Below are 5333 nucleotides of genomic sequence, written 5' to 3' on the forward strand. Positions count from 1 at the left end.
GATCGCCCTCGACCACGTCGAAGGACTCGACGACGAGACGGTGTGGAAGCTGATGCGGGGCAACGCCATCCGCATGCTCGACCTCGACCTGGACCGCACCCCGGAGCAGTACCGGGCGCGCACCCGCGGGTAGATGATCTTTCTGGACACTGGGACAGATGGGACACTCCCCATGTTCCAGCCGTGCTCAGTGGGAACGGAGAGGCGTATGACCGCGCGACGCCCGCGGACCGCACGACGGGGCCGGCCGCATGCGTGACCTCCGCGAACTCCAGCTCGGCGCACAGCGGGGCTACCTGCGATACGCACCGCCCGCCTGGCCAGGCATGGCGCACCTGGCGAAACGGGTGAACCATGAGCTGCGCGAACACCCTCACCGCGGCATCGCCCGTACGCGCTGGGGCGATTGGCTCGCGGTCGACACCACCGACCTGATCCAGCGCTTCCTGTATATCTGGGGCACGTGGGAGCCCCATATGTCGGCTTGGCTCCGCCGGACGCTGCGCCCGGGTGACGGCTACGTCGACGTGGGCGCGAACATCGGCTACTTCAGCCTGCTCGCGGCCCACCTCGTCGGCCCCGGCGGGCGGGTCGTCGCTGTCGAAGCGTCCCCCTCGGTCCACCGCCGGTTGGTGCGCCATGTCGAGTACAACCGCCGGGACAGCGTCCGCACGGTCCACGCGGCGGTCTCCTCGAAGCCGGAATCCGTCGAGTTCGTCCTGGCGAGCGACCGCAACATGGGCGCGGCCGGCATCGTGCCGTACGAGGGGCAGGCCAAGGAACGGTTCACCGTGCAGGCCCGCCCCCTGCCCGAGCTGCTGGAGAACGAGGAGATCGCGAAAGCCCGAGTGATCAAGATCGATGTGGAGGGCGCCGAGGGCGGCGTGGTCCGCGGCCTGACCCCCGTGCTCGACCGGCTGCGACCCGACGCCGAGATCTCGGTGGAGGTCACACCCTCTCGCATGGCCCGGCTCGGCGAGTCCGTTGACGACCTGCTGCGCACGATGACGGCCCATGGCTTCCACGCATACCGCCTTCACAACAGCTACGCCCCAGCAAGCTACCCGGCAGCGATGGAGCATCCTCTGCCGCCCATGCGCTGGCGCGATCCCGTGGCGAACGAGTGCGACCTGGTCTTTTCACGACGCGACGTCGAAGCCCTGTGAGATATGCCGGGGATCCCGCCTTCGCAATGTGATCTTGTGACGCGGGGACGGCCAGGGGGATTCCACCCATGCCTGAGAGGGCGGTAAGTGGCCCAATACCGTTTTGCGCAATCGGCTCGATGTTGACGTTGTTGGGTGCGATCTCCAGGTCCATCGCCTCGCATACCGCCCGTGCCCGCAGCGGGCCGTCGGCCGCAGCGAACACAGCCATGATCTGCTGGTAGGCCGGATGCTCCGACCCTTTCGCGGCAGGCAGCACGGGAGGAGCCGGGTCAGGCAGTGCCAGCAGCGTCTTGTGGGTGATGCGGATCTCCTCGGCGGCGGTGTCGAACCCCGCCCAGCAGCGCGGTCAGCTCCGCGATCTCCTCCCGGGCCGCGGCGGCATGAGCGGTGATCTCCCGCTCCCGCCCCCGCCCCTTCAGCCGGGCGAGCACCGCCCCGAGCGTGAGCTCGCCCCCCGGCCGTGCGCCGCGCCAGGCAGGGGTGGAGGTGTCGGTCAACATCCTCGACATCCGATCGCTCATGGCCCAGTACACCCGGGACTCGGCGGAGGCGGGATGGTGCTCATAGTCCCGTACCAGCCTGCGATACAGCATCATGATTCCGTTCACCTGCTCCACCACCCACCGCTTGACCTGCGGGATGAAGCCCCTGTCGGCCGGATTGCGCTCGACGACTTCGACCTCGATGCCCAGCTTGTTCCAGTTCCGCCGACCAGACATCGGGCCGCACATCATCTTGCACGACAAACACAACGGGCCGTCGCCCCCCGAAGTCACGAACTCCAGCCGGTGTACTGGCGCCGGACACCGACGGTGTGCGTGCCCTTCTTCACGTCCCCGGTCTCGTCGACCACCAGCCCCGCATCCTCGTCGCCCAGATGCTCCAGCACATACTCACGCACGTCATCCCGCACGCGGTCGGCATCCCATCTGGCCCGGCCGAGCAGGTGCTGCATGTCGTCCGGACTCGCCTCTCCGGCCCGCTCGGCGATCGACCAGCAGTTCTTGCGCGGCAGATCCGACGGCAGTCTCAGCACCAAGTCCCTCACCCGGCGCCGGGGCTCCACCCGCGCGAACCGGCCCGCTATCCGGCCCATCAAGACCTCGAACGCCTCCTGCCAGCGGGCAAGGTCGACGCCGTGACCTGCGGCCACCGCACGATCGTTTGTCTTCACCCACCGATGATCAGCGGTGGCCGCAGCCTTCCCGCAGCCGGTCCACCAGCAAGATCACGGTCTACTGGTGCAATACCAAGTCGCGCTGATACCAGGGGCCTGACTTACCACCGAGGTCGGCCGGGTCAACCAGGACAAACCCGGCCTTGATCAGCACCCTCTGGGACGCGACATTCTCGCGGGAGGTGCCCGCCCGCAGGGTGCGCAGCCCGTGCCGCGCCACCGCCAGCCGGCACAGCTCCCGGACGGCCGTGGTCGCCACGCCGCAGCCAGCGACGTGCTGCGCGACCCGGTAACCGAGCTCAGCAGTGCCGTTCTCGATGTCGTACAGGTTGAACCGGCCCAGAACCGAGCCGTCCTCGGCAACGAGCACGTAGAAGGCGCAGATGCCGGCCTCCTGCTCGGCCAGCAGGGCGCCGTACCGGTCGGTGAACTTGTCGAAGAAGTCGTCGCCACGGTCGGGTACCGAGACAGCGAAGTAGGCGCGGTTCACCAGCTCGAAGGCCAGGACCGCCGGGGCATGGCCAGCATGCAGCCGCTTCAGCTCAGGCACCGCCCGACCCTAACCGGATGGCGCATTCAGAGCATCTGAGTTTCCGCCAGCGGCAGACAATCCCGAGACGGGCACACAACGATCTACAGCTGAAGTATGAGATCGGTCTTGTACGGCTGCCGGTCAGTCACGATCGACACTCCAACACGGCCAGGCATTCTGGTCAGCCCCGATGCTGCGGCCCCACCCATTCAGTGACGACAAGGACGACCTCACCGCACGTTCCGCTCTCTCAATAGGCGTCGAACTTGACATCCACGGAAGACGCGCCCCGCAACGGCGCGATCTCCTCGGCTTCGGCCTGTAGCGATTTCCTGTCGATGGACTTCCCGGCCCCGGTGAGATAGCCCTGTGACAGGGGATCGACGCTGGGCGATGGTGTCGTGCCGTCTGAGCTCCGGAGCTTGGCGCTCGTACGAGCTCCGGAGCGGAGCCTGCCATCCGATACGACGGGGCTAATGACAGGAGCTACCAGCGGCTGCCGATGCCACCTTTGGGCGCGATCCGGTCGATGACGTCAAGGTCCTCGGCCGTGAGGGTGAGGTCTGCGGCTGCGATGTTCTGCGTGACTCGGGACGGGTTGCGGGAGCCAGGGATGGGGACGATGTAATCCTTCTTCGAGAGCAGCCATGCGAGTGCGAGTTGGGAGAGGGTGGCGCCCTTCTGGGTGGCCAGTTCCGTCAGCTGGTCGACGATCTCGATGTTGGCGTCGAAATTCTCCGGAGCCCACCAGCCGACTCTTTGACGGAAGTCGTCGGCGGCGTATTCGGTGCGGGGCTTGACAGCTCCGGAGAGGAAACCGCGGGCCAGGGGCGAGTAGGCGACGAACCCGATACCGAGCTCCTCGATGACGGGTAGGAACGGCTCGGAGTCGTGGGCGAGGATGGAGTACTCCGCCTGCAGGACCGAGATCGGGTGCACGGCGTGGGCTCGGCGGATGTTGTCGGCGTCGGTGTTGGACAGCCCGAGGTACTTCACCTTGCCGGTCTCGACCAGCTCGCCCATGACACCGACGACCTCCTCGACGGGAACGGCGGGGTCGTTGATGTGCTGGTAGAGGACGTCGATGACGTCGATGCCGAGGTTGCGCAGGCTGTTGTCGACGACTTCGCGGACGTGGTCGGGGCTGGAGTTGGGCGCGAAGCCAGGGGCAGTGAACCCGAACTTGGTCGCAATGGTCACATGGTCCCGGATAGGCGCGAGGGCGTGGCCGAGGAGCTGTTCGCCCTGGCCCCACCCGTACATCTCGGCGGTGTCGAAGTGGGTGACGCCGAGCTCGTGAGCTCGGCGAATCGCCGCGATGGACTCGGTGTCGTCGGCGGGTCCGTAGCCGGTCGCGGTGCCCATGGCCCCGTAGCCGATGACGGAGACGGTAAGCCCTCGCCGGCCCAGGGTGCGGGTCTGCATGTCGGTTCCTCTCGTAGGCTTCTTGTCAGCATACGCCTACTCTGTCTGCACCAGACATCAGTGACCGCGATAAGATGCCCCACGTGGAGGAGAGCCGTGACCGGGCGCCGTCGGGACTGCGCGAGATGACGCGCCAAGCAGTGCGCCAGCGCATCGCGGAGACCGCGATCGACCTCTTTGTTGCGCACGGCTACGACCAGGTCACGGTCGACCAGATTGCAGCGGCGGTCGGGATGTCCACGCGGAGCTTCAACCGCTACTTCCCGAACAAGGAGGACGTCGTTCTCGGCGACGGCCCGACGTGGGGCGCGACGGTGCGTGATCACCTCGCGAGCCGGCCGGTCGACGAGGCTGCTTGGGAGTCCCTGCGCCATGCATTCGAGGCGCTGCTCATCAGTACCGATGCCGTCGACGTCACCGACGACAGACGCAAACGCGTGATGCGGGTGCTCGGAAGCACCCCGGCGCTGCGTGCCTATAACACGGAGAAGCACCTCGCCTGGGCGGGCATGCTCACCCCGCTGGTGGCCGAGCGGATCCGCGGTAAGGATGCCGACCTCCGGGCAGAGGCGATGGTTCAGGCAAGCCTCGCGTGTTTCGACGCCGCAATGCTCTGGTGGGCGCGACCGGACGAGACGCGCACGCCAGTCGAACTCCTCGACGCCGTTTTCACCACATTCGAGCGTTAGGCCATCCCGCGGCTCACGGGTTCACAGCGCTGTCTCGCGGCCGTCACACCCTCATCTGTGAAGAGCTCCATAACGGCTCCGCAAGCCCGTGATCAGGCCGTCCGATCTAGCCTCGGGCTTTCATGCGGCAGCTGTCCGGTGGTGATCAGAAACGCGAAGGATGCTCCTGACCTGCAACGATGGGACTTGTCTAGGCTTCAGGTCGTCGCATGAAAGACATCTCACGTGCCTAAGAAGTCAAGCTGCGGCGGCTGGAGCTGCTGAGAAGGAGGTGAATGCGTGATGCTCGTCGAAGAGCTGCCGGTTGTGCAGGCAGTGGTAGAGCTGACCGAGCAAGCGGT

General features: G+C 66.6%; 5 protein-coding genes and 2 pseudogenes. 3 read left to right on the forward strand and 4 right to left on the reverse strand.

Annotated elements, in window-relative coordinates; translation table 11 throughout:
• A pseudogene (locus G5C65_RS39685) lies at positions 1-133 on the forward strand (amidohydrolase family protein); the annotation flags it as partial.
• A 118-nt stretch (positions 134-251) separates the two neighbouring features.
• A complete protein-coding gene (locus G5C65_RS30500; protein WP_165302289.1) occupies positions 252-1166 on the forward strand; it encodes an FkbM family methyltransferase in 915 nt (304 codons plus the stop codon).
• A 272-nt stretch (positions 1167-1438) separates the two neighbouring features.
• Here G5C65_RS30500 and G5C65_RS40840 read toward each other — a convergent pair whose 3' ends face one another.
• The 4 genes and pseudogenes from G5C65_RS40840 to G5C65_RS30520 all read right to left on the reverse strand — a co-directional run bounded on the left by G5C65_RS40840 (position 1439) and on the right by G5C65_RS30520 (position 4303).
• Positions 1439-1888: a hypothetical protein gene (locus G5C65_RS40840; RefSeq protein WP_420903376.1), complete on the reverse strand. Its 450-nt coding sequence runs from the start codon at positions 1886-1888 to the stop codon at positions 1439-1441.
• 65 nt (positions 1889-1953) lie between these two features.
• Positions 1954-2265, reverse strand: a pseudogene (locus tag G5C65_RS30510) (transposase); the annotation flags it as partial.
• A gap of 139 nt (positions 2266-2404) precedes the next feature.
• Positions 2405-2896: a GNAT family N-acetyltransferase gene (locus G5C65_RS30515; RefSeq protein WP_165302290.1), complete on the reverse strand. Its 492-nt coding sequence runs from the start codon at positions 2894-2896 to the stop codon at positions 2405-2407.
• A gap of 468 nt (positions 2897-3364) precedes the next feature.
• Complete coding sequence (locus G5C65_RS30520) at positions 3365-4303, reverse strand: aldo/keto reductase (RefSeq protein WP_165302291.1); 939 nt, start codon at positions 4301-4303, stop codon at positions 3365-3367.
• Positions 4304-4386: 83 nt separating this feature from the next.
• Here G5C65_RS30520 and G5C65_RS30525 point away from each other — a divergent pair, with 83 nt between their 5' ends.
• The gene (locus G5C65_RS30525; RefSeq protein ID WP_206442446.1) at positions 4387-4992 is read left to right on the forward strand and encodes a TetR family transcriptional regulator; all 606 of its coding nucleotides are present in this window, start codon (positions 4387-4389) and stop codon (positions 4990-4992) included.
• Positions 4993-5333 lie beyond the last annotated feature (341 nt).

Source organism: Streptomyces boncukensis, assembly GCF_011045075.1.
GTDB classification, from domain to species: domain Bacteria; phylum Actinomycetota; class Actinomycetes; order Streptomycetales; family Streptomycetaceae; genus Streptomyces; species Streptomyces boncukensis.

Coding starts and splice junctions, on each gene's coding strand:
- G5C65_RS30500 (WP_165302289.1), top strand. CDS start 252: ATGCGTGACCTCCGCGAACTCCAGCTCGGCGCACAGCGGGGCTACCTG.
- G5C65_RS40840 (WP_420903376.1), bottom strand. CDS start 1,888: ATGTCTGGTCGGCGGAACTGGAACAAGCTGGGCATCGAGGTCGAAGTC.
- G5C65_RS30520 (WP_165302291.1), bottom strand. CDS start 4,303: ATGCAGACCCGCACCCTGGGCCGGCGAGGGCTTACCGTCTCCGTCATC.